Annotated in this window: 19 protein-coding genes and 1 pseudogene; 12 read left to right on the forward strand and 8 right to left on the reverse strand. The window is 61.0% G+C overall.

Features of this window, described 5'->3' with window-relative positions:
* Window positions 1-85 precede the first annotated feature (85 nt).
* Window positions 86-1,408: a hypothetical protein gene (locus ACP7CZ_RS02175; RefSeq protein ID WP_294164703.1), complete on the forward strand. Its 1,323-nt coding sequence runs from the start codon at window positions 86-88 to the stop codon at window positions 1,406-1,408.
* A gap of 32 nt (window positions 1,409-1,440) precedes the next feature.
* On the opposite strand, the pseudogene ACP7CZ_RS02180 reads toward ACP7CZ_RS02175, so the two are convergent.
* Window positions 1,441-1,914: pseudogene (locus tag ACP7CZ_RS02180) on the reverse strand (flavin reductase family protein); the annotation flags it as partial.
* A gap of 56 nt (window positions 1,915-1,970) precedes the next feature.
* Window positions 1,971-3,140: a p-hydroxyphenylacetate 3-hydroxylase oxygenase component gene (locus ACP7CZ_RS02185; RefSeq protein ID WP_034128200.1), complete on the reverse strand. Its 1,170-nt coding sequence runs from the start codon at window positions 3,138-3,140 to the stop codon at window positions 1,971-1,973.
* A 235-nt stretch (window positions 3,141-3,375) separates the two neighbouring features.
* Between ACP7CZ_RS02185 and ACP7CZ_RS02190 the strand changes: the two genes are divergently transcribed.
* Window positions 3,376-4,863 (forward strand): aldehyde dehydrogenase family protein, encoded by a 1,488-nt coding sequence (locus tag ACP7CZ_RS02190; protein ID WP_294164702.1) that lies wholly within the window; start codon window positions 3,376-3,378, stop codon window positions 4,861-4,863.
* Between the two features lie 111 nt (window positions 4,864-4,974).
* Here ACP7CZ_RS02190 and ACP7CZ_RS02195 read toward each other — a convergent pair whose 3' ends face one another.
* The 5 genes from ACP7CZ_RS02195 to ACP7CZ_RS02215 form a co-directional block, all read right to left on the reverse strand.
* Entirely contained in the window at window positions 4,975-5,379 is a 405-nt protein-coding gene (locus tag ACP7CZ_RS02195) for a RidA family protein (protein WP_054897401.1), read from the reverse strand.
* A 303-nt stretch (window positions 5,380-5,682) separates the two neighbouring features.
* A complete protein-coding gene (locus ACP7CZ_RS02200) occupies window positions 5,683-6,615 on the reverse strand; it encodes a pyridoxamine 5'-phosphate oxidase family protein (protein WP_089042181.1) in 933 nt (310 codons plus the stop codon).
* A gap of 79 nt (window positions 6,616-6,694) precedes the next feature.
* On the reverse strand, window positions 6,695-7,579 hold the full coding sequence (locus ACP7CZ_RS02205; RefSeq protein ID WP_197900666.1) for a LysR family transcriptional regulator: 885 nt from the start codon (window positions 7,577-7,579) through the stop codon (window positions 6,695-6,697).
* Window positions 7,579-8,499, reverse strand: a complete 921-nt coding sequence (locus tag ACP7CZ_RS02210) for a LysR family transcriptional regulator (protein WP_057975001.1) — start codon at window positions 8,497-8,499, stop codon at window positions 7,579-7,581. Before ACP7CZ_RS02210 ends, ACP7CZ_RS02205 begins: the two co-directional genes overlap by 1 nt.
* Before the next feature lie 171 nt (window positions 8,500-8,670).
* The gene (locus ACP7CZ_RS02215; protein WP_034128205.1) at window positions 8,671-9,303 is read right to left on the reverse strand and encodes a glutathione S-transferase family protein; all 633 of its coding nucleotides are present in this window, start codon (window positions 9,301-9,303) and stop codon (window positions 8,671-8,673) included.
* Between the two features lie 215 nt (window positions 9,304-9,518).
* On the opposite strand from ACP7CZ_RS02215, the gene ACP7CZ_RS02220 reads away from it, so the two are divergent.
* Window positions 9,519-10,595, forward strand: a complete 1,077-nt coding sequence (locus ACP7CZ_RS02220) for an aldo/keto reductase (protein WP_054898365.1) — start codon at window positions 9,519-9,521, stop codon at window positions 10,593-10,595.
* A 355-nt stretch (window positions 10,596-10,950) separates the two neighbouring features.
* Window positions 10,951-12,156 (forward strand): DUF1835 domain-containing protein, encoded by a 1,206-nt coding sequence (locus ACP7CZ_RS02225; RefSeq protein WP_054898364.1) that lies wholly within the window; start codon window positions 10,951-10,953, stop codon window positions 12,154-12,156.
* A gap of 15 nt (window positions 12,157-12,171) precedes the next feature.
* Here ACP7CZ_RS02225 and ACP7CZ_RS02230 read toward each other — a convergent pair whose 3' ends face one another.
* Entirely contained in the window at window positions 12,172-12,693 is a 522-nt protein-coding gene (locus ACP7CZ_RS02230; protein WP_014719098.1) for a hypothetical protein, read from the reverse strand.
* A 198-nt stretch (window positions 12,694-12,891) separates the two neighbouring features.
* On the opposite strand from ACP7CZ_RS02230, the gene ACP7CZ_RS02235 reads away from it, so the two are divergent.
* The 8 genes from ACP7CZ_RS02235 to ACP7CZ_RS02270 all read left to right on the forward strand — a co-directional run bounded on the left by ACP7CZ_RS02235 (window position 12,892) and on the right by ACP7CZ_RS02270 (window position 24,156).
* The gene (locus ACP7CZ_RS02235; protein ID WP_014719099.1) at window positions 12,892-13,581 is read left to right on the forward strand and encodes a fimbrial biogenesis chaperone; all 690 of its coding nucleotides are present in this window, start codon (window positions 12,892-12,894) and stop codon (window positions 13,579-13,581) included.
* 23 nt (window positions 13,582-13,604) lie between these two features.
* Entirely contained in the window at window positions 13,605-14,588 is a 984-nt protein-coding gene (locus ACP7CZ_RS02240) for a fimbrial protein (protein WP_054898363.1), read from the forward strand.
* Window positions 14,589-14,645: 57 nt separating this feature from the next.
* The gene (locus ACP7CZ_RS02245) at window positions 14,646-17,444 is read left to right on the forward strand and encodes an ATP-binding protein (protein ID WP_054898362.1); all 2,799 of its coding nucleotides are present in this window, start codon (window positions 14,646-14,648) and stop codon (window positions 17,442-17,444) included.
* Window positions 17,431-18,624 carry an EAL domain-containing response regulator gene (locus tag ACP7CZ_RS02250; RefSeq protein ID WP_003192443.1) on the forward strand — a complete coding sequence of 398 codons (1,194 nt, stop codon included), beginning with the start codon at window positions 17,431-17,433 and terminating at the stop codon, window positions 18,622-18,624. The genes ACP7CZ_RS02245 and ACP7CZ_RS02250 overlap by 14 nt, the downstream gene beginning before the upstream one ends.
* A gap of 70 nt (window positions 18,625-18,694) precedes the next feature.
* A complete protein-coding gene (locus tag ACP7CZ_RS02255) occupies window positions 18,695-21,868 on the forward strand; it encodes a hybrid sensor histidine kinase/response regulator (RefSeq protein ID WP_198790598.1) in 3,174 nt (1,057 codons plus the stop codon).
* Window positions 21,869-21,891: 23 nt separating this feature from the next.
* Complete coding sequence (locus ACP7CZ_RS02260) at window positions 21,892-22,539, forward strand: response regulator (RefSeq protein ID WP_054898360.1); 648 nt, start codon at window positions 21,892-21,894, stop codon at window positions 22,537-22,539.
* A gap of 198 nt (window positions 22,540-22,737) precedes the next feature.
* Window positions 22,738-23,340, forward strand: coding sequence for a fimbrial protein (locus ACP7CZ_RS02265; protein WP_014719104.1), 603 nt, complete (start codon window positions 22,738-22,740; stop codon window positions 23,338-23,340).
* 75 nt (window positions 23,341-23,415) lie between these two features.
* On the forward strand, window positions 23,416-24,156 hold the full coding sequence (locus ACP7CZ_RS02270) for a fimbrial biogenesis chaperone (RefSeq protein WP_014719105.1): 741 nt from the start codon (window positions 23,416-23,418) through the stop codon (window positions 24,154-24,156).
* Window positions 24,157-24,193: the final 37 nt, after the last annotated feature.

Consider the following 24,193-nt stretch of genomic DNA (forward strand, 5'->3'; position numbering starts at 1 on the left):
TTGCCTGGCACGCAGGGAAAAGACTTGGCCTCACACCGCTCGCCCTAATGCGCCCTCACTCTTAACCAAGATGGGGGCAATAACAATGGAGCACACACTGAAAAACCGCTGCCTGCGCCAGACGGTCGGCCTGGGCGTGGCACTGTTGGTGGGCCAGGCGCAGGCCATCGAGTTGTATGCGGACGCCGACACCCAGGTCACCGGCAACTTCCTCGCCGTGTACGGTATGTTCAACAGCCCGAAGAACTACGATGGGCGCAGCGGCGGCGCCACTTGGCGTGAGGCGTTCATCAAGTACGGTCTGAGCGTCGAACAGCGCCTGGGCAACCTGGGCGGTGTGTATGGCACGGCCAACCTGGTGAGTTCCGGTACCTGGGGCGACGGCGATGCGGCCGGGTTGACCAACGGCACCGAGCGCACCACCAAGTTTGACGAAGCCTTCGCCGGCTGGCGGTCTGGCGAGTTGTTACCGGCGCTGGGCAAGGACGGCCTGGACCTGTCGTTCGGTCGCCAGATCATCATGCTCGGCGACGGTTTTATCCTTAACGACGACGGCCCCAACCTGGGCAATGGCGTCGGCGACGGCGAGTTCAATCGCGGCGGCGCCTACTACATCGCCGCACGCCATGCCTTCGATAAGACGGCGGTGATTCGCCTGGGCGGCAAGGACGGTGTGCACGGCAGCCTGATGTGGATCAAGTCCGACAACCGTGCCCAGGCCCTCACTGAAATGGCCGCCGGCACCCTGGAATACAGTGCCGCGCCGGGCACCCTGGGGCTGACCTATATTCACGGCATCGATGTGGATGAGCGCTTCGCCACCGACCTGCAGCGCCAGCGCAAAGGCATGAACCTCTACAGCCTGCGCGGCACCGGCAATGCCGGTATCGACAACGCGCACTTCGCCTTCGAACTGGCGCGCCAAAGCCGTCGCGATGGCCAGGAAAATGCCGGTTACGCCGAAGCCGGCTACACCTTCGCCAACCTGCCGTGGTCCCCGGACCTGACCTACCGCTACGCCCGTTATTCGAAGAACTGGGACGGCATGTTCTCAGGCTTCAACCGTGGCTACGGCACCTGGGTGCAGGGCGAAGTGGCGGGCAACTATTCCGGCCCCTTCAACAGTAATACCGCCGTGCAGCACGTGGCGCTCAAGGTCAAACCACTGGAGAACGTCACACTGGGGGCGCTGTTCTTCGACTACAACACCGTCAGTACCCACGGCCAATTGAACCTGGATGGCCGCGAACTGGACCTGTATGCCGAATGGGCCGTCAACGAGCACCTGATCATCACGCCGCTGCTGGGCCTGTACAAACCCGATAAATCAGCCGATACCGGGGGCAATCAGGTCGGCGGCAACGGCACCAATGTCTACAGCCAACTGGTGGTCGCCGTGCCGTTCTAAACTGCTTCGGGCGCGCAGGGAGGCAGCGCCCGGACCTCGGCATAGGCGCCCTGATGATAGAGCAGCGGCGCACGGCCAAAATCATCGAAGGCCACCACCTTGCCGATCATGATCCAATGGTCGCCGCCGTCCACCTGCTGGTATTTCTCGCAGTGAAAACGCGCCGAGCAATCGGCGAATACCGGCGAGCCACCCTCCCCCGGCTCGTAATCGATCAGGGCGAAGCGGTCTTCACGGGGGCGGGCAAAATTGTTCGACAGGTGCACCTGGTCCGCCGCCAAGACATTCACGGCAAAGTGGCTGGCCTCCTCGAACACGGCATGGCTGTTGGAGCGCTTGTCAATGCTCCACAGCACCAGCGGCGGGTCGAGGGATACCGAGTTGAAACTGTTGGCCGTCACGCCCACCTTGCGCCCGGAGGCGGTGGCGGCGGTGACCACGGTCACGCCAGTGGCAAAATTGCCCAAGGCACGACGAAAGGCTCGTGGGTCGAATACGTCGGACATGCAAGACTCCCGGGTGGCCTCTATGGGCCGCCCTGATTGTTGTAGGGAAAACGCAGCTACACCATGCTCGGGTCGGGTTCCAGGCCCATCAGCTCACGGCCAAGGATCTGCGCGCACACGTCATAGTCGGTGTAGGCATGCGCGCCGGTCATGTGGGCATCGCGGAACAGGCGCTGCATTTCGTTGTGTTCGAACCAGGCATTGCCACCGGCGGCGGCGAACAGCCGGTCTACCGCTTCGATGCACATCTTGGTGGCGTAGGCCTGGTTGGTGCGCCAGAACGCCAGGGTTTCTCGCGCTGGGTAGCGGTGGGCGGCGCTGTGTTCGGCGTGGTCTTGCCAGGTTTTCTCCAAAAACGCCCGAGCAGCGGCCACCTGGTGGGTGGACTCGGCCAGGCGCATCAGCGCCGGGGTCGCTGCGCCGACGGCGGCACCGGTATAGGCGCGCACACGGTTTTTGGTTTTTTCGCGGAACACCTCCAGCATGCGCTCGGCCACGCCGAGGCTGACGGTGGAAAAACCACTGGCGAAATACGGCCGGTACGGCGCGTAGAAAATCTGGCTGTCTGGGTAGAGACCAAAGCCTGCGGACTTGCCTTCCATCATGTCCTTGGCCTTCTGGATCCGGTGCTCAGGCACCCAGGCGTTGTCGATGATCAGGGTCTTGGTGCCGCTGCCTTTCATACCGGCCGCGAACCAGTCATCGCGGATCTGATAGTCACTGCGCGGCAGCACGGCAAAGCAGTAATCCTGGGTCCCTTCGGTATTCTGGCGACGGCAGCCGACAATCGCCCACTCGCCATGATCACAACCGCTGCTCCAGCCCATCTCGCCACTGAAGTACACGCCGCCCTCGCCCTCGGTCACCCGGCCGAACGGCGCAATACTGCTGCTGGCCGTGGCATCCGGGTTGGCGCCCCAGATCTCCTCCTGCAACTGCGCCGAGAACAGCGCCAGTTGATGGCTATGGGTACACAACAAACTCATGGCCCAGGCGGTGCTGGCGCAACTGCCGGCGAGCAAGGCGATGCAGTCGGCGAATTCGGGCAGCGACAGTTCCAGGCCACCGAATGCCTTGGGCTGGAAGGCGCGGTGCAGGCCGATGCTTTTGAGCAGCGCGATATTCTCATCCGGCACCTGGCGCAGCTGTTCGGCACGGCTGGCGTTCGCGGCAATGGCAGGCAGAAGAGGCTTGAGGTCTTCGAGGAGCGGGTTTGGCTTTTTCATGGACGGCCCTGCTTATTATTGGAAGTCCGGCAGGCGCTCCGAATCGTGGAACGGCGCGGGATGCAGGGCCAGTATCAAACGGGTCGTGCAGGCGGGAAATGCACGTTCGGCAGGCAAGCTTGTACTTTTCACAAGCACGGCAGGCACAGGCATAAAAGCTGGCAGGCACAGTCAAGCCGCTTATCAGTGCGTTGGTTAACCTCGGGGTTTCTTTGTGAACTGCCAGGAACCTGCCATGAGCGATATCCCGTTGCTGCCTCAAGTGGAAGCCTTTTTGCGTCGCCGCCATGGGCTGTTTATCGACGGTATCAGCGTGCACAGCCACGCCGATCAAACCCTGAACGTAATCAACCCTGCCAACGGCCGGGTGATCGCCGAAGTGGCCGATGCTGACCTGGCGGATATCGACGCTGCGGTCGCTTCTGCCAACCGTGGTTTTCAGCTGTGGTCCCAGGCTGCGCCCGCCATCCGCGGCAACGTGCTGCTTAAATTGGCCGACCTGCTGGAACAGCACCGCGAAGAACTCGCGCAGATCGAAACCTGCCAGTCAGGCAAGATCATCCAGATTTCCCGTGCCTTTGAGGTCGACCAGGCCGCGCACTTCCTGCGCTACTACGCAGGCTGGGCCACCAAGCTCAGCGGCCAGACCCTCACGCCCTCCCTGCCTTCGTTCAATGGCGAGCGTTACACCGCCTTCACCTTGCGCGAACCGGTGGGCGTGGTGGTAGGCATTGTGCCGTGGAATTTCTCGACCATGATCGCCATCTGGAAGCTGGCCTCGGCGCTGGTGACCGGCTGCAGCATCATCATCAAGCCCAGCGAATTCACGCCGCTGACCCTGTTGCGCATCGCCGAACTGGCCATCGACGCCGGCTTGCCGGCGGGGGTGCTCAACGTGCTGACCGGCGGCGGCCATGTCGGCAAGGGGCTGGTGGAACACCCCGGCACGCACAAGGTGTCCTTCACCGGCTCAGTACCCACCGGTATTGCAGTAGGCCGCAGTGCCATGGGCGCCGGGCTGACCCGCGCGACCCTGGAACTGGGTGGCAAGAACGCCGCCGGCTTCCTGCGCGACATGGATGTAGACAAAGCGGTGGATGGCATTATCGAAGCGGGTTTCCTGCACTCGGGGCAAATCTGCGCAGCGGCCGAACGTTTCTTCGTGCACCGCTCGCAAATCGACGCCGTGCTGGAAAAACTCAAGGCGCGTCTCAGCCGCCTGACCATCGGCTCGCCCCTGGATGAACACACCGAATTCGGCCCGGTGACCCACCAGCAACACCAACAGAAACTGCTCGGCTACTTCAACCAGGCCCGCACCGAAAACAACACGATCATCCACGGCGGCCACCTCATCGACCGCCCCGGCTGCTACGTCGAACCCACCGTGATCCTGGCCAACCACCTGCACGACACCCTGCTCAACGAAGAAACCTTCGGCCCCATCGCCACCTTCCTGCCCTACGACGATGAAGACGAACTGCTCGCCATGATGAACCACGGCCCCTTCGGCTTGAGCGCCAGCCTGTGGACCAATGACCTGGGCAAGGCCCTGCGCATGATCCCGGCCATCAAGGCGGGGACTCTGTGGGTGAACATGCACACCTTGCTCGACCCGGCAGTACCGTTTGGTGGTAGCCGGTCTTCGGGGTTAGGGCGGGAGTTTGGTGGTGCGTTTATTGAGGATTACACCGAGCTTAAATCGGTGATGATTCGGTATTGAATGGCTGTAGGAGCGAGCCTGCTCGCGAAAAACGTCAACGATAACGCGTGCATCCTGAATACATGCGGCGGCTATGGTTTTTTCGCAAGCAAGCTCGCTCCTGCAAAAGTTCTAACTGAACGGAACCACCGCCTCCGCCTCAACCTCGATCAACCACTCAGGCAACGACAACCCACTGACGATAATCCACGAAGACGGCGGCGGGTTGTGCGCGAAGCGCTGGCGCAGCGCCTCGACAATCGGCTCCTGCTGATCCCGGGCAGATTCGACGATATACAGCCGCAGCATGATCACATGAGACAGGTCGCCCCCCACCTCGGTCAGCACCTTTTCGACATTGTCCAACGCCGTGGCCGTCTGCTCGGCAATACCTGGGCCCACCGTACGCTCTTGAGCATCAACCCCCACCTGCCCGGACAGCATGATCCGCCGACCCTCTGGCACTTCCATGGCCTGGCTGAAACCGTATTGCAGGGAGTTGAATACCGTCGTGGGATTAATGACCTTTCGTTGCATGACCAATCCTTGTTTGTCAGTAGGAAGACAAGGCTAACCTAGAGACTCTGCCCACGCTGACGGTTCAACATCCAGCAACATTTCATGGGGGAAGCGCTGAACCGGGAATGCCCGGGGGCCTGATGAAAACGCGCAAACCCAGCGGACAATGACATTCCCCTGTGGGAGCCGTCGAGCTTTAGCGAGGCCGCGATAGCGGTGGGTCAGGCAATGAATATGTTGACCGTGCCGCCGCCATCGCAGCCTCGCTGGGGCTCGACAGCTCCCACACTGGATAGGCTGCGCCTGGGAGAGTGCGCCAGGCTACCAAGTACCCATCGCCAGGCTGTGCGGCGAAAACTCCGCGAATTGCCACCGCAACGCCAATGCTGCCGGGCGGCGGACCACATGTTCCACCGTTACCGTCCACAGGCGCTGCGCGCCTTCGAACTCAGCCACTTGCGGCCCGCTCAGGATCAACGAAGTACGCCCGGCCACTTGCAGCACGTCACCGGTCTCAAAATCAACAAACAACAACCCCGCCACCGGGTTGGCGTGCAGGTTGCCGAGGGTGTTGAAGAACAGGTTGCCGGCAAAATCCGGGATGGTCAGTACGTTGCCTTCCACCCGCACAAACCCCGTGTTGCCGCCGCGATGGGAAACGTCCACCGAGCGTTCGCCGTGCTGGTCGACGTAGCTGGCGACGAAGAAGGTGTCGGCTTGGCGGATCAGCGCTTGAGCCGCATCGTCCAGGCGGCGGCTGCGCTCGGCCAGGTTGCCGGGTTTGCGTGCAATGCCAGCGACGGGCCGCAGTTGGATGTATTTGGGGCAATTGCCGAAGGTGTGCACTACGTCCACCGCAAAGCCCTCATCCTCAAGCGATCCGATCCGGCCATTCATGCGATTGCGGCGGCGGGTGTTGAGGTCGATGCCCAGCAGGCCGATCGCCGCGCCATCCGCTATCCCAGCCCAGGCGGGATCGCTTTTGGCGGGCAGGCTGTCGATCTGCAGCGTGTGTGGGTCCGGTGAATGCGCAAACCCTGGAGCGCCTTCCAGCATCGTTGCCCAGGGGATGCCTTGTTCGTCCACCACACCCGCGATCAAGTACGGCAGCAGCGGATAAAAATCGCGGTGCTGCTCAGGCAAATGATCACGAATGACCTTGGGCCCGATCATGGCCATGCGTTCAGAGACGCCGGCACTTTCCTGCATGTGTCGTTCGCCGACATGCCAAGGGGTTGCTTCAATCGAGTGCATGGCGCTCACCTCCGGTTAGATACGAGCATGCTGCGCCCAGGCCGTAATGGAGAGAATGCCCACCCAGGGCAATCCACTATTACGCCAACTGAAACGCCGGATGCTCGCGCAACGCGGTGACGCAGTAGTCGACAAAGCTGCGCACGCGCATCGACGCATGACGGCCTTCGCGGTAGACCACATGCACCGGCTGCGGCGGCAACTCGAAGGTAGGCAACAGGCGCTGCAACTGGCCGCTCGCCAGGTGTTCGTGCAGTGGGTAACTCAAGGCTCGAATCACGCCCGCCCCCTGCACCGCTGCATTGATCGCGCCTTGGACAGTGGCGCAACGCAGCCGGGCGCGAGCCTTGAGGGTGTAATGCGGGAAATCCCAGTGCACCGGGTCGGCGCTGGCAATCAGATGATGCTGCTTGAGTTCAGCCGGATGCCGGGGTTCGCCCCGGGTCGCCAAGTAAGCGGGGCTGGCGCAAAGGACAGTGCCCACCTGCCCGACTTGCCGCGCAATGAGTGACGAGTTGGGCAATTCGCCGACCAGCACCGCCACGTCCAGCCCTTCTACGTGCAGGTTAGGGAAATAGTCGTGGTAATGCGCGATGACACGCACCGCTGGGTAGCGATCCGCATAACCGGCCAACAGCGGCGCCATGACATAGCGGCTGAACAGTAACGGCAGAAATATCCGCAGGTCGCCCTGGGCCTGCACATGCAAACCGTTGGCCGAGGCCTCGGCCGCGTCCACCGCTGCCAGCAGGCGCACGCAGTCGGCAAGGTAAGCCTGGCCTGCATCGGTCAGGTTGACACCGCGTGTACTACGTTGCAGCAACACCACGCGCAGGCGTGCCTCCAGGCGCGCAACTGCACGTACCAGCGTCGGCCCGGAAACCTGCGCATGACGTGCCGCCGACGCCAGGCTGGGTTGCCCGGCCAGCGCGGCAAACAGCTGCATATCGCGATAACGCTCCATCAGGCACGCTGCTTGGTCGCGGCGTTCAGGGCCGGGTCCTGCCCGAGGCGATGGCTGAGGAAATCCACAAACGTATTGACCTTGGCCGGTACTCGGCCGTTTTGCTGGAACACCACGTGGATCGGCAGCGGCGCCGGTTCGAAATCCTCCAGTACCAGTTCCAGTTCCCCCGCCGCCACCGCTGCCGCGACTTGATAAGACAGCACCCGCGTCATGCCCCACCCCAGGCGGGCCAGGTTGATCGCGGCATTGTTGGCGGTGACAACCAGGCGTGGCTCGATGGGTACCTTCAGCGGCTGGCCGGCGTCAACGAATGTCCACTCACTGACCAGTTGGCTGGACGATGAGGTGACGAGCTTGGCCTCACGCAACTGCTCGGGGCGCTGGGGGCGCCCGTGTTGGTCAAGATAAGCCGGCGATGCGCACACCACCCGGCGTACTTCGCCGACCTTGATCGCTTGCTGCCCGGATTGCTGCAGGTGGCCGATACGCACCGCCACGTCAACACCTTCGTCGGTCATATTGACCACCCTATCGACCAGCAAGGCGTTGATACTCACCAACGGAAAACGGTCCAGATAATCCCCCAGTACCGGCGCCACATACAGCTCGCCAAACAGTACCGGTGCGGTCACCGTCAACTGGCCGCCCGGGATGGAGTAGCTGCCCGCCGCCGCTTCCTCGGCTTCGTCCAGCTCGGCAAGGATGCGTCGGCAATCGTCCAGATAACGCTGGCCGGCTTCGGTCAAGTGCAGGCTGCGGGTGGTGCGCGCCAGCAACTGCGTGCCGATGCGTTGTTCCATGGCGGCAATGGCGCGGGTCACGCTGGGCGGCGACGTGTTCAGGCGCCGGGCGGCAGCAGCGAAGCCCTCCTCCTCGGCCACGGCCAGGAACACCTGCATTTCATGAAATCGATCCATCTTTACGCCTTCTGATTATGTGTCCCCCTGTGGCGAGGGAGCTTGCTCCCGCTGGGGCGCGCAGCGGCCCTGAAAGCTGCCAGCGCGGTTTGGCTGAATAAATACGGCAGCCTTGTTGGGGCTGCTGCGCAGCCCAGCGGGAGCAAGCTCCCTCGCCACAGGTGTTGGGCTTCAACTCGATTGCAAACCGACAGCCGTGCGCGGCATGCCGACAAAACCCGGCAGTGCTTCGATGCTGGCGAGCCAGGCGCGTACCTCAGGGTAGTCGGCCAGGGACACATTGCCTTCCGGCGCATGGGCCACGTAGGTGTAGAAAGCGATATCGGCAATGCTGGGCTGCTCACTGGCGAGGAAACGGCTCTGGTTCAGTTGCTGTTCCATCACGCTCAGCAAGGCATGGGCACGGTTGATTGCACTGACAGTGTCCACCTCGGCGCCAAACACCGTGGCCAAGCGCGCCGTGGCAGGCCCGGCATGGAGTGGGCCGGCGGCGGCCGAGAGCCAACGCTGCACCCGGGCTTGCCCGACAGGGTCGCTCGGCAGCCATTCGCCGCGGCCATAGGTGCTGGCCAGATAAATCAGGATCGCATTGGAGTCGGCCAGTACCGTGCCGCCGTCATCAATCACCGGCACCTGGCCAAAGCTGTTCAGGGTGGTGAGGAACTCAGGCGTTTTATGCGCACCTTGCTTGAGGTCCACCAGGATAAATTCACTCGCCAGCCCCAGCAGGGACAACATAAGTTCGACCCGGTGGGAATGGCCGGACAGGGGGAAACCATAGAGTTTGATCGCAGGCTGGGTCATGACAGGCTCCAAATGAGTGGGTATCGACGCCAGGGATGTTCTAACACTGCCATGTCTGGCGGAATGACCAGGATTCACAATCCAGCATTTCATCCAGCGAAACAATCTTCATTGACGTCATAGCCAAGCTTGGCGCGAGGTTTTCATGAAAAAATTCAAACTATCGCCGTCCCCATCGTTCACACCTTCACGTGCAACGTTAAGTAGGAGGCAACATGCAGTACCGACAACTGGGTCATTCCGGCCTGCTGGTATCGGAAATCATCCTGGGCACCGTGCCCTTTGGCGGTCGCGCAGAGTTTGAAAAATGCGGTGCGGTAGACGTGCCCCTGGCCAAGCGCATGTTCGATATGGCGTTCGACGCCGGGGTGAACATGGTCGACACCGCCGACCTCTATTCCCACGGCCTGGCCGAAGAAGTGGTGGGCAAGGCGCTGGGCGACAAGCGCAACGACATTCTGCTGGCCACCAAGGGCCGCAGCCCGGTAGACGACAACCCCAACAACTCCGGCTCGTCGCGCTACCACTTGATCCGCGCCTGCGAAGCCAGCCTCAAGCGCCTGGGCACCGACCACATTGACTTGTACCAACTGCACAACTGGGACGGCATGACGCCAATCGAAGAGACCCTGGAAGCCCTGCGCCTGTTGGTCGGCTCGGGCAAGATCCGCTACTTCGGCACCAGCAACTTCACCGCCTGGCAGATGATGAAAACCCTGGGCAAGGCTGAACTGCACGGCATGCTCAAGCCGATTACCCAGCAGATCTACTACACCCCGGAATCCCGCGAGGCCGAGTACGAGTTGCTACCGTTGGCCCTGGACCAGCAGGTTGGCACTTTGGTGTGGGGCCCGATGGGCGAAGGCTTGCTGACCGGCACGACCCGACGCGGGCACAAGCCGCCCGCCAATACCCGCCAGGGCAGCGGTTGGCCGGAACCCTACGTCCACGACCAGGAACGTGCGCTGGACATTATCGAGACCCTCGCCGCCGTCGGTGATGAACACGGCGTCTCGGTCGCCCGCACCTGCCTGGCCTGGCTCAAGGATCGCCCGGGGATCACCTCGCTGATTATCGGCGCCCGTACGGAAGCACACCTGCGCGATAACCTGGCGGCCACCGAGCTGAAACTCACCGAAGAGCAGTCGGCGCGCATCGAAGCCGTCACTCGCCGTCAGCCGTTGTACCCTTACTGGCACCGCTTCACTGCCGGGATTGATCGTTTTGATCCAGCGGAGCAACCCTTCCTGGCCGAGCATCAAAAAACCCTGGATGCGCGCCAGGACAAGTAAAACAGCACCCGCTCCAATGCCGATGAATTAAGCGAACGCAATGCTCAAAGCAACGAAGATCCAATGTGGGAGCTGGCTTGCCTGCGAAAGCGGTGGTGCAGTAACAGATGCAGCGACTGACCTACCGCTTTCGCGAGCAAGCCCGCTGCCACACAGGGACTGCGCTTGACTGAGTGGCACTGGGGCAATGCCCACATTTTCAGGGTTGCACCGAACGGCAATGCTGCCTATATTTCCCGTCTGGCGCTCTCTACGCCACCTTCCGCGGAAAGGGCTGCGCCCAAGACATCCCAGCTCCACCTCATTTCTACGACTCCCAACCTTGAAGCGGAAAAGGTTTGTGCAAGGAGCTCGTATGTCGCAACGCCCTTTAGCCTCCACTACCCATGGCCGCCTCAACCTTGAGCAGCAGCGCAAGCGCGCCAAGGAACTGTTGTCGCAGCTGAAAAGCCTAGACCCCAGCGCAACCTTGTCCCAGGCTCAATGGCAGGTAGCCAAACAGCTGGGCTTCGCCAGTTGGCCCAAGCTCAAGGCCCACGTCGACGCCCTCGACTTTGCCGCCCGCCACCCTGGTTTCGATGCCAGCGATGAATCCCGCACCACTCATTGGCGGTGTGGTAATGATATTGCCCACAGCCTGCAAGTGGCCGGGTTCAAGGGACAGTTCCGGATGCTCACTGACCCGTTGTGCATGGGGCCAGTGCGTGAACTACCCAGCGAAGCGTTCCGAGCGATGCGCAGTACCTTTATCAGTCAGGCCTTTGCCCTTGACTCCACTGAAGTTGCGCATCGCATCAACGATGAATACAACCAACTACAAGCCTTGAACAACGCCGATCACAGTGTGCTGTGGTGCGAGGCGGACGCCTACGATCAATTGTTCCTGGTCCGCGCCCTGGCTGGCCTTGAGCAGGCGCCGCGCAAGCTGGAGCTGATTGAGGCAGACCGAATTCCCGGCGTCGAGCGATTTATCGGCATAGGCCAATTGGCCCCCGATGTGCTGGCCTGGCTCTGGCCGCAGCGGCGCTTGATCGACGACGACGCAGTGCAGTTGGCCAAACGGGCCTGGTCGGCTTACTGCGACAGCTCACCGCTCAAGCTCGCGGAACTGGCCCATGGCAATCACCCTGCCCTGCCCTTTCTGGCGCCGGCGTTACGGCGTCAGTTACAGGAGTTGCCGGGTCTCGAGGACGGGTTGTCACTGACTGAACGTTTGTCCTTGAAATATATTACTGAGGTCGGGCCTGTGCCTTTCGGTCGGGTGTTTGCCGAGTTGATGGCCAAGCGCGAGCCACTGCCTTTCCTGGGCGATATGATGTTTCACGCGCTGCTGCGCCCATTGATTGATGGGACGGCGCCGCTGCTGATCGAGACCGAAACGAACATGGAGTGGCCGCGCCGCGTATTGGCGCTGACGCCACTGGCGCAGCAGGTACTGGACGGCAATGCCTGCTGGCTGGACCACGCCAGCCATGAGCGCTGGGTCGGTGGTGTGTGCCTGCGGCCACGGCAACCTCATTGGGCACTGGACCAAGATGATCTGCCCGTCTGGCGTGACTGATGCTGCACGATACGATCAGCGCTTGGGAAACAACCCCACGGCACATGCCACCACCGTCGGGTCGCCTTGATAGACCGCCCGCGGGCTAATCGAAGGCTGGGACGCTCGGCCGTCCACGGCGTGCAGCATGGGCCACTCAGCGATCGGAGAACTGTGTGCCGGATCGACAATTTCCATGCAGCGTCGTAGGGAGGTGAAGTCGGGCGACTGTGACAATGACAGGTGCAGGGTCTGGCTAACCGAGACCGACACTACAGAGCGCTGCGCACATTGCCCGTCATAGATCAGCGTGTGGCGGATCAACGGGTTGTCATGGCAGTACTTGAGCAGGTTGACCTGCCGTGAGTGCACCAGCGCAGTGTTGATGATCAGCAGGTCAAACGCCACAACGCCCGAGCGTGTCAGTGCCTGCAACTCGTCGAACGAACTCAACGGGGCGATGCGGTGATAGCCCAGCTGGTTGAGCATTTTCTCGATCTTGATCCGTTGCAAAAGCTCTGCATCGGCAATCAGAAGGCGTAACGCTTTATTGGACATAGGGTAAACCTGACAGTTGGGCATCCGCGTCGATCATTCAACGCTGAGCAAAGTAACCGTCAGGGGTGAACCCTGACTTTAAGGCGATTCTGAAACGGCAATCAGGGGCACACCGTACTTTTAAGAATCGCCTCAAAGCCTTCGTGCCACTCGCTACCTACCATGGTCTGCGTTCCCTCACCCGACCATGGAATTGCCGTGTTCATGTTTCTACTCAGAGTGGTGCTACTGGCCTGCGGGCTGCTGGTGCTTGCACCCCCGCCTGCCAATGCGGCGCTGAAGATCGAAGGCACCCGCCTGATCTATTTCGGCCAGGACAAGGCCGCCGGTATCAGTGTGGTCAACCAGGCCTCGCGGGAAGTGGTGGTGCAAACCTGGATCACCGGCGAGGACGAATCAGCCGACCGTACCGTGCCCTTTGCCGCCACCGAGCCATTGGTACAACTGGGCGCCGGGGAGCATCACAAGCTGCGCATACTGTATGCCGGTGAGGGCTTGCCCAGCGATCGTGAATCGCTGTTCTGGCTCAATATCATGGAAATCCCGCTCAAGGTCGAAGACCCCAACAGCGTGCAATTCGCGATCCGCCAGCGGCTCAAGCTGTTCTATCGCCCTCCCGCACTCCTGGGCGGCTCGGCCGAGGCGGTGCAGCAGTTGGTATGGAGCAGCGACGGGCGCACGGTGACGGCCAACAACCCCAGCGCCTTCCACCTATCGCTGGTCAACCTGCGAACCGACAGCCAGACACTCAGCGATTACCTGCTGCTCAAGCCTCATGAACGCAAAACCCTGACCGCGCTCGACGCTGTACCCAAGGGCACCACTCTCCACTTCACCGAAATCACCGATATCGGTTTGCAAGCCCGTCATAGCACGGCGCTCAACTGATAAATCACGGGGTATTTGAACCGATGTCACTGACCAAACGCTGTTTACCGCTTCTGGTGTTGGCCTGCGCGGTCTTGCCCGCCACCAGCCACGCACTGGCCTGCCGCGAGGACGGCACCAACTCGATCATCACCCAGGAAGCGCTGGGTACGGCGCTGGCGGTCGCCGCCGACGCACCTAACGGCACTATCATTTGGGAATCAGGCCCGCGCTCGACCAATGTCATCTGCAAGGACGACTACCTCCACGGCCGTGAGGAAGTGTATTTCTACGTCAACCCCGCCAGCGTGAGTATCGGCACCGGGATTCGCGTGGGCATTCGCTACAACAACCAACCGATTACCCAAAGTACCGGCAAGGTCGGTACCGGTTTTTTCTCCGACCGAGGCTGCAATTTGTCCAACTGCGTGGGCTGGGACAAGGCGCGCTTCACCCTCAATTTCAGCGTGTTCATCGAGAAGTACGACCCCACGCCACCGAGCGGCCAGGCCAGCACGCTGACCTCTTACCGCGTGTTCCAACTGGACGGCGTGCGCGGGCTCAACTCACGCCCCAACAGCAACTTCAATTATGTGGTCACTGGCATGAACGATATCCGCTTCGTGCCTTGCACTCCCGAACTGACCATCAGCCCCAGCGTGGTCAACTTCCCCACACCTTCGCGCAAAGCCTCGATCGGTGAAGTCGCCAGCAGCGCAAACTTCAGCCTGAACCTGCGCAAGGGTTGCGACACGCCCTATACCGTCAGCGCACGCTTCGCCACCACGCCGGGCGGCGGCAGTGTGAACAATGGCCTGCTGGTGCCGGACAACAACAGCTCAGTCGGCATCTCGCTATCTCGCGCCGAGAGCCAGCAGCAACTGCCCTTCAATAACTGGTTCACGCTGCAGGAACTGATGGGCCTGGGCCAGAGCCACGATGAATTCCGGGCCGACCTCAAGTGGCGCACCCTACCGATTCCAGGAGCGTTCGATGCTGCCGTGGTGGTGGATATGTACTACAAGTAGGTGATTTTTAAGGATCGTCTTATGCCACCGGCAAAGGCCCAGACGTAAAGTCCGCCGATGCGATTGAAAAGTTATCTGCTCCAGATCAACCCCGTCCTCTCCCGACCCGAAGCAGCCAGAAGGCTGCTTCGTATTTTTGCGAGCGTGCTGCTGGTAGGCATCCTCAGCGGGGTCTATACCTTTTTGCTGTCGACCTTCAACAACGACATCTCCCAGCGCCGCGGCTACATGAGCAGCGCCATTGCCGAAGCCCATACCTTTTTCACCAACCGCCAAGCCCTGCTCGAAAGCCTGAGCCTGTCGGCAGTGCGCAAGCAGTCCAGGGTCTATCCATCCTCGGCCGAAGAACAGCACCTGGAATTGGGCGACACATCGGGCAACCAGTGGAGCATCTGGCTGACCGCACGCATGCGCGACTACCTGAAGGCCAAACAGCTGAACCTACTCTATGTCAACGCCGGCCCCAACCCGCAAGTGATGCGCCTTTACGACGCCACCGCGCAGGTATTGCCGATTTCCAAATGCATGCTCAACCGCCTCAAGGCCCTGCAGCACACCGACCCGGCCACACTTAACGAACTTTGGCTGAGCGACAGGACTGAACAGCACTCGCACCTGTACATCTTCATCCGCCTGGACGAACGCGACCCCGACTCCGGCTGGCTCGGCCTGGAGATGGATAGCCGTGAAGTCTCCTCGACACTCAGCGACCAGAGCGCCGGCGAGTTCATGATGCTCAATTCCCAGGGCATGCTGGTGTTCACCAACAGCACCGATACACAGTTGAGCCAGCAACAGCTGAGGCCCGGCGAAGACAGTTTTTTCGGTTTTGTCGGCAACGGCTGGCTACCCGACCACCTGGTGATTCGCAAACACCTGAAGTCCTCTGAGTGGCAGTTGATGTACTCCATCGACCTGCGTGCAGTGGTCACTGGCCTGTGGAAACAGCTGCTCGGTTCGTTGTTGCTCTGCCTGTTCAGCCTGACGCTGATCGGGCTGGTGATGCGCCGCGTCGACCAGCGTTTTATCATTCCGTCGATCCATCGCATCCAGGCGCTGATCGAAAGCGAAGCCTTCGGCCGCGATGTGATCCAGACCGCTCCTGTGGCCCTCTGCGTGCTGCGCCGCACCGACGGCCAGGTGGTACTGGAAAACGCCCTGGCCCAGCAATGGCTGGGTAACGGGCCGGAGCGCGAGGCGCTGCGCGCCGGCTGGATCGAGCAAGCCTTTGCCAACGGACCTTCCGAGCGCAGTGACTACTTTGAAACCATCGATGGCCGTCACCTGTACCTGAGCAGTGCACCCACCCGCTACAAAGGCGAAGACGTGCTGTTTTGCGCCTTCAGTGACATCAGTGCGCGCAAGCAGGTCGAGGCGGCGCTGGAAGAGGCGCGGCAATCGGCGGACGCAGCCAACGCGGCAAAAACCCTGTTCCTGGCGACCATGAGCCATGAAATCCGTACACCGCTGTATGGCGTGCTCGGCACCCTGGAACTACTGGCGCGCACGCAACTGGATGCACAACAAAAGGACTACTTGCAGGCGATCGAAGGCTCATCGTCGACCTTGCTGCAACTGATCTGCGATGTGCTGGACGTATCGAAGATCGAGGCCGGGCAGTTGGCACTGGAGATGGGCGAGTTCTCTGCGCTGGACCTTGTGCATGAAATCATCCAGGGCTACGCCGCAGCGGCCCACGCCAAGGGCCTGCAGTTGTATGCCTGCTTTGATCCCAAGCTGCCGGAACGTCTGATCGGCGACGTAACGCGCATCCGCCAGATTCTCAATAACCTGCTCAACAACGCGGTGAAATTTACCGACTATGGGCGCGTGGTGCTGCGGGTCAAGGTGCTGGGCCGCGACGGAGAACGCTCCAGTCTGTTGTGGCAAGTCTCGGACACCGGCAAAGGTATCGCCCAGGAAGACCAGGCGATGATCTTCGAGCCGTTTTACCAGAGTGAGGGCAATACCAATGTGGTCGCCGGCACCGGCCTGGGCCTGCCTATCTGCCAGCGTCTGACGGAGTTGATGAACGGCAATATCCGCATGGTCAGCGAACTCGGCCTGGGCAGCAGTTTCAGCCTGATCCTGCCGTTGGAAGAAGCATCTGTTCCACCGATGACACCGTTGCTGGCCGAGACCATTTACGTGGCCTCGCCGATCCCGGAACTGGCAAACGCCGTCGCCGGCTGGTTGCGCCGTTGGGGTGCGAGGGCCCAGGCCGGCTTGCCGACGCTGGCGGACACACATCTGCTGTTGCAAGTGCACCCCGGCAGTGTCGACCCGTTGCTGGTGCCCGAGTGGCCCGGGCCGGTGATTCACGTGAGCAGCAACGCCTGCCCCGGCGTAGAAGCCGACGCCGGCGCCTGGCACGTCAACCTCAACCACCTGGGGGCTATTCATCAGGCCGTGAGCCAGGCGCAAGGGCTATGGGTGGCCCGTGCCGATGAGCAAACGCACCGGCGGGATCTGAACAAACTCAACCTGCACCTGCTGGTGGCCGAGGACAACATCATCAACCAGCTGATTTTGCGTGATCAACTGGAAGAACTCGGCTGCACCGTGGAGCTGGCGGCCGACGGTCAGCAAGCGTTGCAGCTCCACACCGCCGGCAACTTCGACGTGGTGTTGACGGATGTGAACATGCCCCATATCAACGGCTATGAACTGGCGCGTGAACTGCGGCGCCAGGGCTGCACGTTGCCGATTATCGGGGCCACCGCCAACGCCATGCGCGGCGAGGCCGACCTGTGCCTGGCCGCCGGCATGAACCATTGCCTGGTCAAACCCTTTGCGTTGCGGGCTCTATTCAACTCCCTGGCGCCTTATGCACGGATCACCCATGAAGCCCCTTAGTATTCTGATTGTCGAGGACCATCCCCTGCAGCATATCTACCTGCAGAACTTGCTCAGCGAGTTGGGAGACTTCCTGCTCGAAACCGCCGAGGATGGCAAAGAAGCGCTGGAGCGCCTGCGCCAGCGGGACTTCGACCTGGTACTGACCGACCTGCTGATGCCCGGCATGGACGGCGTGCAGTTTATCCAGTGCCTGGCCAGCCTGCGCTGCAAGCCGGCGCTGGCAATCATGAGTGCGGCGTCGAGGCGCATGCTGATGGCGGCCAGCCTGGTGGCGAAAAACCTCGATGTGGAAGTGCTTGGCCTGATTTCCAAGCCCGTGAACGCCGAGGCCTTGCGCACCCTGGTCAACCAACTCAGGAACAGGGTGCGCACGCCTACCCCCGAACTGCCCGAGCACATGGACATCGACCGTCACACGCTGGTGCAGGCCATGAGCAGCGGCCAGTTCCAGGCCTGGTTCCAGCCGAAAAAATCCCTGGCCAACGGCCGTATCGTCGCTGCCGAAGCCCTGGTGCGCTGGATGCACCCCGAACAAGGCGTGATGCTGCCTGCCGCGTTCCTGCCGGCAATCAAGGCGTTCGAACTGGAGGAGCGGCTGTTGTGGCTGGTGCTCAAGCAAGCGATCCACGCCCAGGAACACTGGCGCCAGCGCGGCTATGAAATTCCAGTGTCGATCAACCTGCCGACCCACTTGCTCAACAGCCATGACCTGGCAGACCGTTTGCTGGAGTTCGTGCTGCACCACGATGGTATCCCGGGAATGATCTGCTTCGAGTTGATGGAATGTTCGGTGCCGCAGGACATCAGCAATTTCTACGCCGGCGCCTGCCGATTGCGGATCAAGGGGTTCGGTTTGTCCCAGGATGATTTCGGCAAGGGCTACAGCTCCTACCTCAATCTGGTGTCCACGCCATTTACCGAACTGAAGATCGACCAGGCGCTGGTGCAGGGCAGCCACGACAACGAAGGCATCGCCCAGGCATTGGCGAGCATTATCGCGCTGGGCCGCAAGTTGGGTCTGACGGTGGTTGCCGAGGGCGTGGAGACCCCGCAGCAATTGGCGCTGCTGCGCAAAATCGACTGCAATCAGGTGCAGGGGTTCCTGATCTCTCACGCAGTGTCTTCGGACCAATTTCAGCAGCTACTGAACAATGATGGCCCTGCGACATCTCACTAGCTGGCGGCCACGATCATAAGGAGTAAGCTCCATCCAGTGCCGATTTATCCTGCGCCTGCGGAAACCCCTGATGAAGCACAATAACGCGATTCTCGAAGCCTTTACCCGCAGCTCATTGCGCCTGAACAAAGGCTTGATGGTGTTGATGGGAATCGCGTTGCTGCTGATGCTGACCAATTACTGGTCTCTGCACCGGGGCGTCGAAATTCGCTACAGCGCGATGCGCTTTCACTTTGCGCGGCTGATGGAAAACCTCGCAGAACAGCAAACCTACCTCAAGAGCCTGACACACCCCGGCATCCAGGCCGAACTGCTGCACGCCACCAACGTGCAGGTCAGCCTCAAAAGCCGCATGGTCGACAACCGTCGCACGCTGTACGAGGGCCAGAAGTATTCGTTTTCGGTGCCCTTCAGCGTCAAGTTCGATGAACAGCAGATCAGCACCGCCGCGAGGCCGCCGATTTTTGCCCTGGGTGCGCACTTGACCAGCTACTACAGCGCCTTCTGGTCCTCCTCGCCGTACGAAGCGCCGCAAACCTTCCTGCTCAATCGCCAGGCCGACTACGCCATCACCATTCCGTCCGTGGGCTATCAGCACCGGGAAAGCCCCGAGGATACCGACAACCCGGTGGCCCGGGTCAACGCCGTACAGCAAATCCTTGCACAGGCGCCGCAGCCACTGGAGCAGAATCGGGTGTATTGGCAGGCCGGCCCCGAACCCGAATATTTGCTGGCCTACATCGGCCTGCCACTCGACGCCCAGGGCCAGGCCGTGATCGGCACCCTGCTCGACGTGTCGCAGGTCGACGATGTACAGCGCGCGCTGAATCACTCGGCGTTTGATCGCTTTACCCTGATTGGCCCTGACGGTAACCGGTTGATTGGGCCAGCCAACCAGGCGCAGCTCAGCGATGGTGTGCATTTCACGGCCGACGGCTTTGAATTCAAGGTCACCGAGGCCGGCGACCAGCCCTGGAGCGCGGTCTATGGCCTGAACTACTCGCACTTCTTTCACTCCGCATTGTGGCCGTTGAGCACCATGGCGTTGGTGCTGTTCAGCCTGATTACACTGGGTTGGGCTGGCAGCCGATGGTATCGACGCCAGGTGATCACCCCAGCACAACTGGCCCACGAACGCATCGCCGAAAGCGTGGCGTTCAGCCGCGTGATAATCGACACCGCACCCACTGGGTTATGCGTTGTGCGACGCAGCGATGGCAGGGTATTGATCGAGAACCAGCGCGCCCAGCAATGGCCGGGCACCTCACGCCTGGTGGAGGCAATGGCCGGTAAGCACGATGGCGCCGAGAGCGGTGAGACGCACTTGGAGATCGAAGGCCGGCACCTGCAGATCGGCTTTGTGTCGACCCGCTATCAGGCTCAAGACGTACGCCTGTATGCATTCAACGATATCACCCGGCACATCGAAGACGCCCAGGCCCTGGAAGAGGCACGTCATGCCGCCGATGCGGCCAGCGAGGCCAAGACGCTGTTCCTGGCAACCATGAGCCATGAGATCCGCACGCCGCTTTATGGCGTGCTCGGCACCCTCGAATTGCTCGGACTGACCGACCTCGACCCGCACCAGAAAACGTACCTGCACACCATCCAGCGTTCGTCCGCCACACTGTTCCAACTGATCAGTGATGTGTTGGATGTCTCGAAGATCGAGTCTGGGCAAATGGCGATAGAAGCCGTGGATTTCTGCCCGCTGGACATGCTCGAAGATACCTTGCACACCTACGCCGCCTTCGCCCGGCGCAAGGGGTTGCAGCTTTACAGTTGCATCGACCCGCAGTTGCCGAACTGCCTGATGGGCGATCCGATGCGCATCCGCCAGGTCCTCAATAACCTGGTGAGCAACGCCATCAAGTTCACCGACTTTGGGTGCGTGGTGATTCGTGCCAGGGTGGTGGGCAGCGACGCCAATAATGTCGACCTGGAATGGCAAGTCACCGATTCCGGCGTTGGCATTGCCGAGGCGCAGCAGGCCAAGCTCTTCGATCTGTTCTACCAGGCACCGGACACCGCCAGCGAAGGCGGCACCGGGCTTGGCCTGCCGATTTGCCGGTGGCTGGCGCAGATGATGGACGGCGAAATCCGCGTGGTCAGCGAGCCCGGGCTGGGCAGCAGCTTTACCCTGAAAATGCGCTTGCCACTGTGTTGTGGTGCACTGACCAACCTGCCGCTGATCGAGCCCAGCTCGACGCCGGTGTATGTGCAGGCACCGGTACGCGAACTGGCGCAGGCAATGAGTGACTGGCTCAACCGCTTGGGAATCACCGCCGCCCTGGCCGCGACCACCCAGGACAAAGACAGTCACCACGCGGTACTGGTAGAACTGTTACCCGGCGATCCCCCTAAGCCATGGCCCGGCCAACGTGTGCTCTGCCTGCCCGGTGCACACAGCCCGCCGCTGCACACAGCCCAAGGCTGGGTGGTGGATATGCACGACATACGCACCATCGCCGCCACCGTATCACTGGCGCAGCACGGCAGGCACGAGCAACCCACAGCGACCCGGCCACAAAGCGCCGGGCGGCTAGAGCTGCGCATCCTGGTGGCCGAGGACAACCCGGTCAACCAGGCGATTATCAAGGAACAGCTGGAGGCGCTCGGTTGCTCGGTGAGCCTGGCCGCCAACGGTGAACAGGCGTTGCAGTTATGGCAACCGAAGGCCTTCGACCTGGTGCTGACCGACGTGAACATGCCGTTGATGAATGGCTATGAGCTGGCCAGAACCTTGCGTGAGCATGATCCACACTTGCCGATTATCGGCGTGACCGCCAATGCAATGCGCGAGGAAGGCGTACGTTGCCTGGCAGTGGGCATGAACGCCTGGATCGTCAAGCCCTTGAGCCTGCAAACCCTGCGCGATCAGTTGATCAAACTGTGCAAAGTCAAGTCGCCGGTTGAGCCTGACGCCCAAGTATTCGACGATCGCGTGCAACTGTCGGACAAGATGCGCCCGCTGTTCATCAGCAGCGTGCAGCAGGATATGCAGCGCATCGGCGCGGCCCTGGTCCAGCGTGATGCTCATGGCCTCGGCCAATTGCTGCACTCGATCGCCGGCGCTCTGGGCGCAGTGCAGGCGCTCAGCCTGGCCCAGGCCTGCATCGAACTGGAAAGCGCACTTAACCGCGGCAGCCTCGACACAACGCTTGAGCTCAAGGTGAAGACTGTGATGCAGCGTCTGTCGGCCGTTCTGGAGACTCTCCAGCTCGGGCACTCTTCACTCACTTGAACTGGCACTACGGACGGCCCTTTATGAAAAAATTCAACGTGGTAATCGCGGACGATCACCCGATCGTGTTGCTTGGCGTTCGCGAACTGGTAGAGCGTGACATGCGCTTTCAAGTCGTCGGCGAGGCCGTGTGTTCGGCCGGCCTGATCGAGCTGTTGCAGCATCAAGGCGCTGACATCGTGATTACCGACTACAACATGCCGGGCGACTCGCCTTATGGCGATGGCCTGAAGCTGGTGGAGTACCTCAAACGGCACTTCCCGCAGGTACAGATCCTCATCCTGACCATGATCTCCAATCACCTGATTCTCACCCGCCTGCAAGAGCTGGGCGTGGTCGGCATCATCCAGAAAAGCCAGTTGCATACCGAGATTCAACTGGCACTCAAGGCGATCGCCCAAGACAGCGACTATCGCAGCCTGGAGCCGCCAAAGACCTCGGTGATAGAGACCCTCACGGCAATTGACGAGCGCTTTACAAGTTTGTCACCCAAAGAGTTCGAGATCCTGCGCCTGTTTATTTCCGGCATGAGCGTGAGTGACATTGCGCGCCGCCAGAACCGAAGTTCAAAGACCATCAGCGCACAAAAAGTATCGGCCATGCGCAAACTTGAAGTGAGCAGCGACCAGGACCTTCTTGCTTATTGCCTGGAACGTAACATCTTCAACTAACGCATAACTTGCAAGCCATTTCTGGACAATGGCTTCGCCCTTTGTTTTCTGGCTCTTCACTGCTGCAACCGTGCAAATAACCTGCCCGCCCCAGCGCTTATAAGAATCGTCTTATTCGCTCCTACCGCCTCGTCGCCTACTCTTTGCTCGCAGTTCAACAACAGCACTTTTTTCCAACTAAACCTTACGGACATCATCATGAAGAAGTTTTCCCTGGCTGTTATCGCCTCGGCTATTATCGCGGCCTCCGGCAGTGCATTCGCCGAAGGTGAAGCAGCAGCGCCAACCCTGGGCGGCAGCGGCAAAATCACCTTCACCGGCGTGATCAACAACGACGCGTGCTCGGTGGACGGCGCCAACTCCGACCGCACCATTTCGGTGGACATGGGCAACGTTTCGATCAAGGACATGGGCACCGCGGAAAACCCAACCGCAGGTCGTGTGACCGCCAAAGACTTCAACCTGAACGTCAACTGCAACCAGGGCACCAAGGTCGCCATGATCTTTGACGCCAACAACGGCGGTTCCGGCCTGGTCACCGGCAAAAAAGTACTGGCCCTGAACCCGGGTTCGGCCACTGCACAAAACGTCGGTATTGCCCTGCTGGACAGCAAGGGCAGTCTGATTGACCTCAGCTCGCCAAGCACCGCACGCATTGAAAGCACCATGCACGGTGCCGGTACTGAAGGCGGCGACGCCACCCTGAGCTTCGCGGCCGCCTACGTCACTACCGCAGCGGCGGGTTCGTCGACCGCCGGTCGCGGTGACGCCACCCTGCCGTTCATCCTGCAATACGAATAATTCGGCGCACCGGGCACCGAACGCGCGAGGCCTTGCGGCCTCGCCATTGTCTTCTGATTACACCGGATAACCCTCATGCCGCCTCGTTCTATCGCCGCATGTCTGGGGCTGCTGGGCTTGCTCATGGCTACCCAGGCCGCCGCCAGCATTTCATTGAATGCCACCCGTATCGTGTTTGACGGTGACCACAAGGAAGCCAACATCACCGTGCGTAACGGTAACCAGGATGTATTGATTCAATCCTGGGTCGACATGAACGACGCCAGCGCCAGCCGTGCACCGTTTGCCGTCACCCCGCCACTGGCCCGGGTATTCGCCAAGGAACAACAACTGCTGCGCATTCTGTATGAGGGCACCGGCATGCCCACGGACCGCGAGTCGGTGGTGTGGCTCAATGTGCAGGAAATCCCCCAAGCCAGCGAATCCGAGAACACCTTGCAGTTGGCCATCCGCCAACGCATCAAGATTTTTTACCGCCCTGCCGGTCTTACCGGCAGCGCGCTGCAAGCCCCTGCACAGCTTGAATGGACGCTGGCCAAACACGGCAGCCAAACCCTGTTGCAGGTGAAAAACCCGACGCTGTACCACGTGTCCATGGCCGACATCAAAGTGCAGGCGGTAGTGGCCAGCGACTCCACCATGATTGCGCCCGGCGAACAAAAACAGTTTGCGCTCAGTGCTCCAGTTGCCAGCGGGCCGGTGCGGTTGTCGTTTTCCAGCATCAATGATTACGGCGCGCAGAATCACTACAGCGCGCCACTGTCTAGCGGCACTGCGCTACCGGCGTATGCGACTGAATCGCGACTTAACCCCTAAGCACTTTCGCTAACTCACAAGCTCACTTCGCGTGCGT

This window comes from Pseudomonas sp. DWP2-2 (assembly GCF_049897065.1).
In the GTDB taxonomy this organism is placed as follows: domain Bacteria; phylum Pseudomonadota; class Gammaproteobacteria; order Pseudomonadales; family Pseudomonadaceae; genus Aquipseudomonas; species Aquipseudomonas paracarnis.

Bases quoted from the DNA above. Each gene is read 5' to 3' on its own strand.
- ACP7CZ_RS02175 (WP_294164703.1), top strand. From the start codon at position 86: ATGGAGCACACACTGAAAAACCGCTGCCTGCGCCAGACGGTCGGCCTG.
- ACP7CZ_RS02185 (WP_034128200.1), bottom strand. From the start codon at position 3,140: ATGAAAAAGCCAAACCCGCTCCTCGAAGACCTCAAGCCTCTTCTGCCT.
- ACP7CZ_RS02190 (WP_294164702.1), top strand. From the start codon at position 3,376: ATGAGCGATATCCCGTTGCTGCCTCAAGTGGAAGCCTTTTTGCGTCGC.
- ACP7CZ_RS02195 (WP_054897401.1), bottom strand. From the start codon at position 5,379: ATGCAACGAAAGGTCATTAATCCCACGACGGTATTCAACTCCCTGCAA.
- ACP7CZ_RS02200 (WP_089042181.1), bottom strand. From the start codon at position 6,615: ATGCACTCGATTGAAGCAACCCCTTGGCATGTCGGCGAACGACACATG.
- ACP7CZ_RS02205 (WP_197900666.1), bottom strand. From the start codon at position 7,579: ATGGAGCGTTATCGCGATATGCAGCTGTTTGCCGCGCTGGCCGGGCAA.
- ACP7CZ_RS02210 (WP_057975001.1), bottom strand. From the start codon at position 8,499: ATGGATCGATTTCATGAAATGCAGGTGTTCCTGGCCGTGGCCGAGGAG.
- ACP7CZ_RS02215 (WP_034128205.1), bottom strand. From the start codon at position 9,303: ATGACCCAGCCTGCGATCAAACTCTATGGTTTCCCCCTGTCCGGCCAT.
- ACP7CZ_RS02220 (WP_054898365.1), top strand. From the start codon at position 9,519: ATGCAGTACCGACAACTGGGTCATTCCGGCCTGCTGGTATCGGAAATC.
- ACP7CZ_RS02225 (WP_054898364.1), top strand. From the start codon at position 10,951: ATGTCGCAACGCCCTTTAGCCTCCACTACCCATGGCCGCCTCAACCTT.
- ACP7CZ_RS02230 (WP_014719098.1), bottom strand. From the start codon at position 12,693: ATGTCCAATAAAGCGTTACGCCTTCTGATTGCCGATGCAGAGCTTTTG.
- ACP7CZ_RS02240 (WP_054898363.1), top strand. From the start codon at position 13,605: ATGTCACTGACCAAACGCTGTTTACCGCTTCTGGTGTTGGCCTGCGCG.
- ACP7CZ_RS02245 (WP_054898362.1), top strand. From the start codon at position 14,646: ATGCGATTGAAAAGTTATCTGCTCCAGATCAACCCCGTCCTCTCCCGA.
- ACP7CZ_RS02250 (WP_003192443.1), top strand. From the start codon at position 17,431: ATGAAGCCCCTTAGTATTCTGATTGTCGAGGACCATCCCCTGCAGCAT.
- ACP7CZ_RS02255 (WP_198790598.1), top strand. From the start codon at position 18,695: ATGAAGCACAATAACGCGATTCTCGAAGCCTTTACCCGCAGCTCATTG.
- ACP7CZ_RS02260 (WP_054898360.1), top strand. From the start codon at position 21,892: ATGAAAAAATTCAACGTGGTAATCGCGGACGATCACCCGATCGTGTTG.
- ACP7CZ_RS02265 (WP_014719104.1), top strand. From the start codon at position 22,738: ATGAAGAAGTTTTCCCTGGCTGTTATCGCCTCGGCTATTATCGCGGCC.
- ACP7CZ_RS02270 (WP_014719105.1), top strand. From the start codon at position 23,416: ATGCCGCCTCGTTCTATCGCCGCATGTCTGGGGCTGCTGGGCTTGCTC.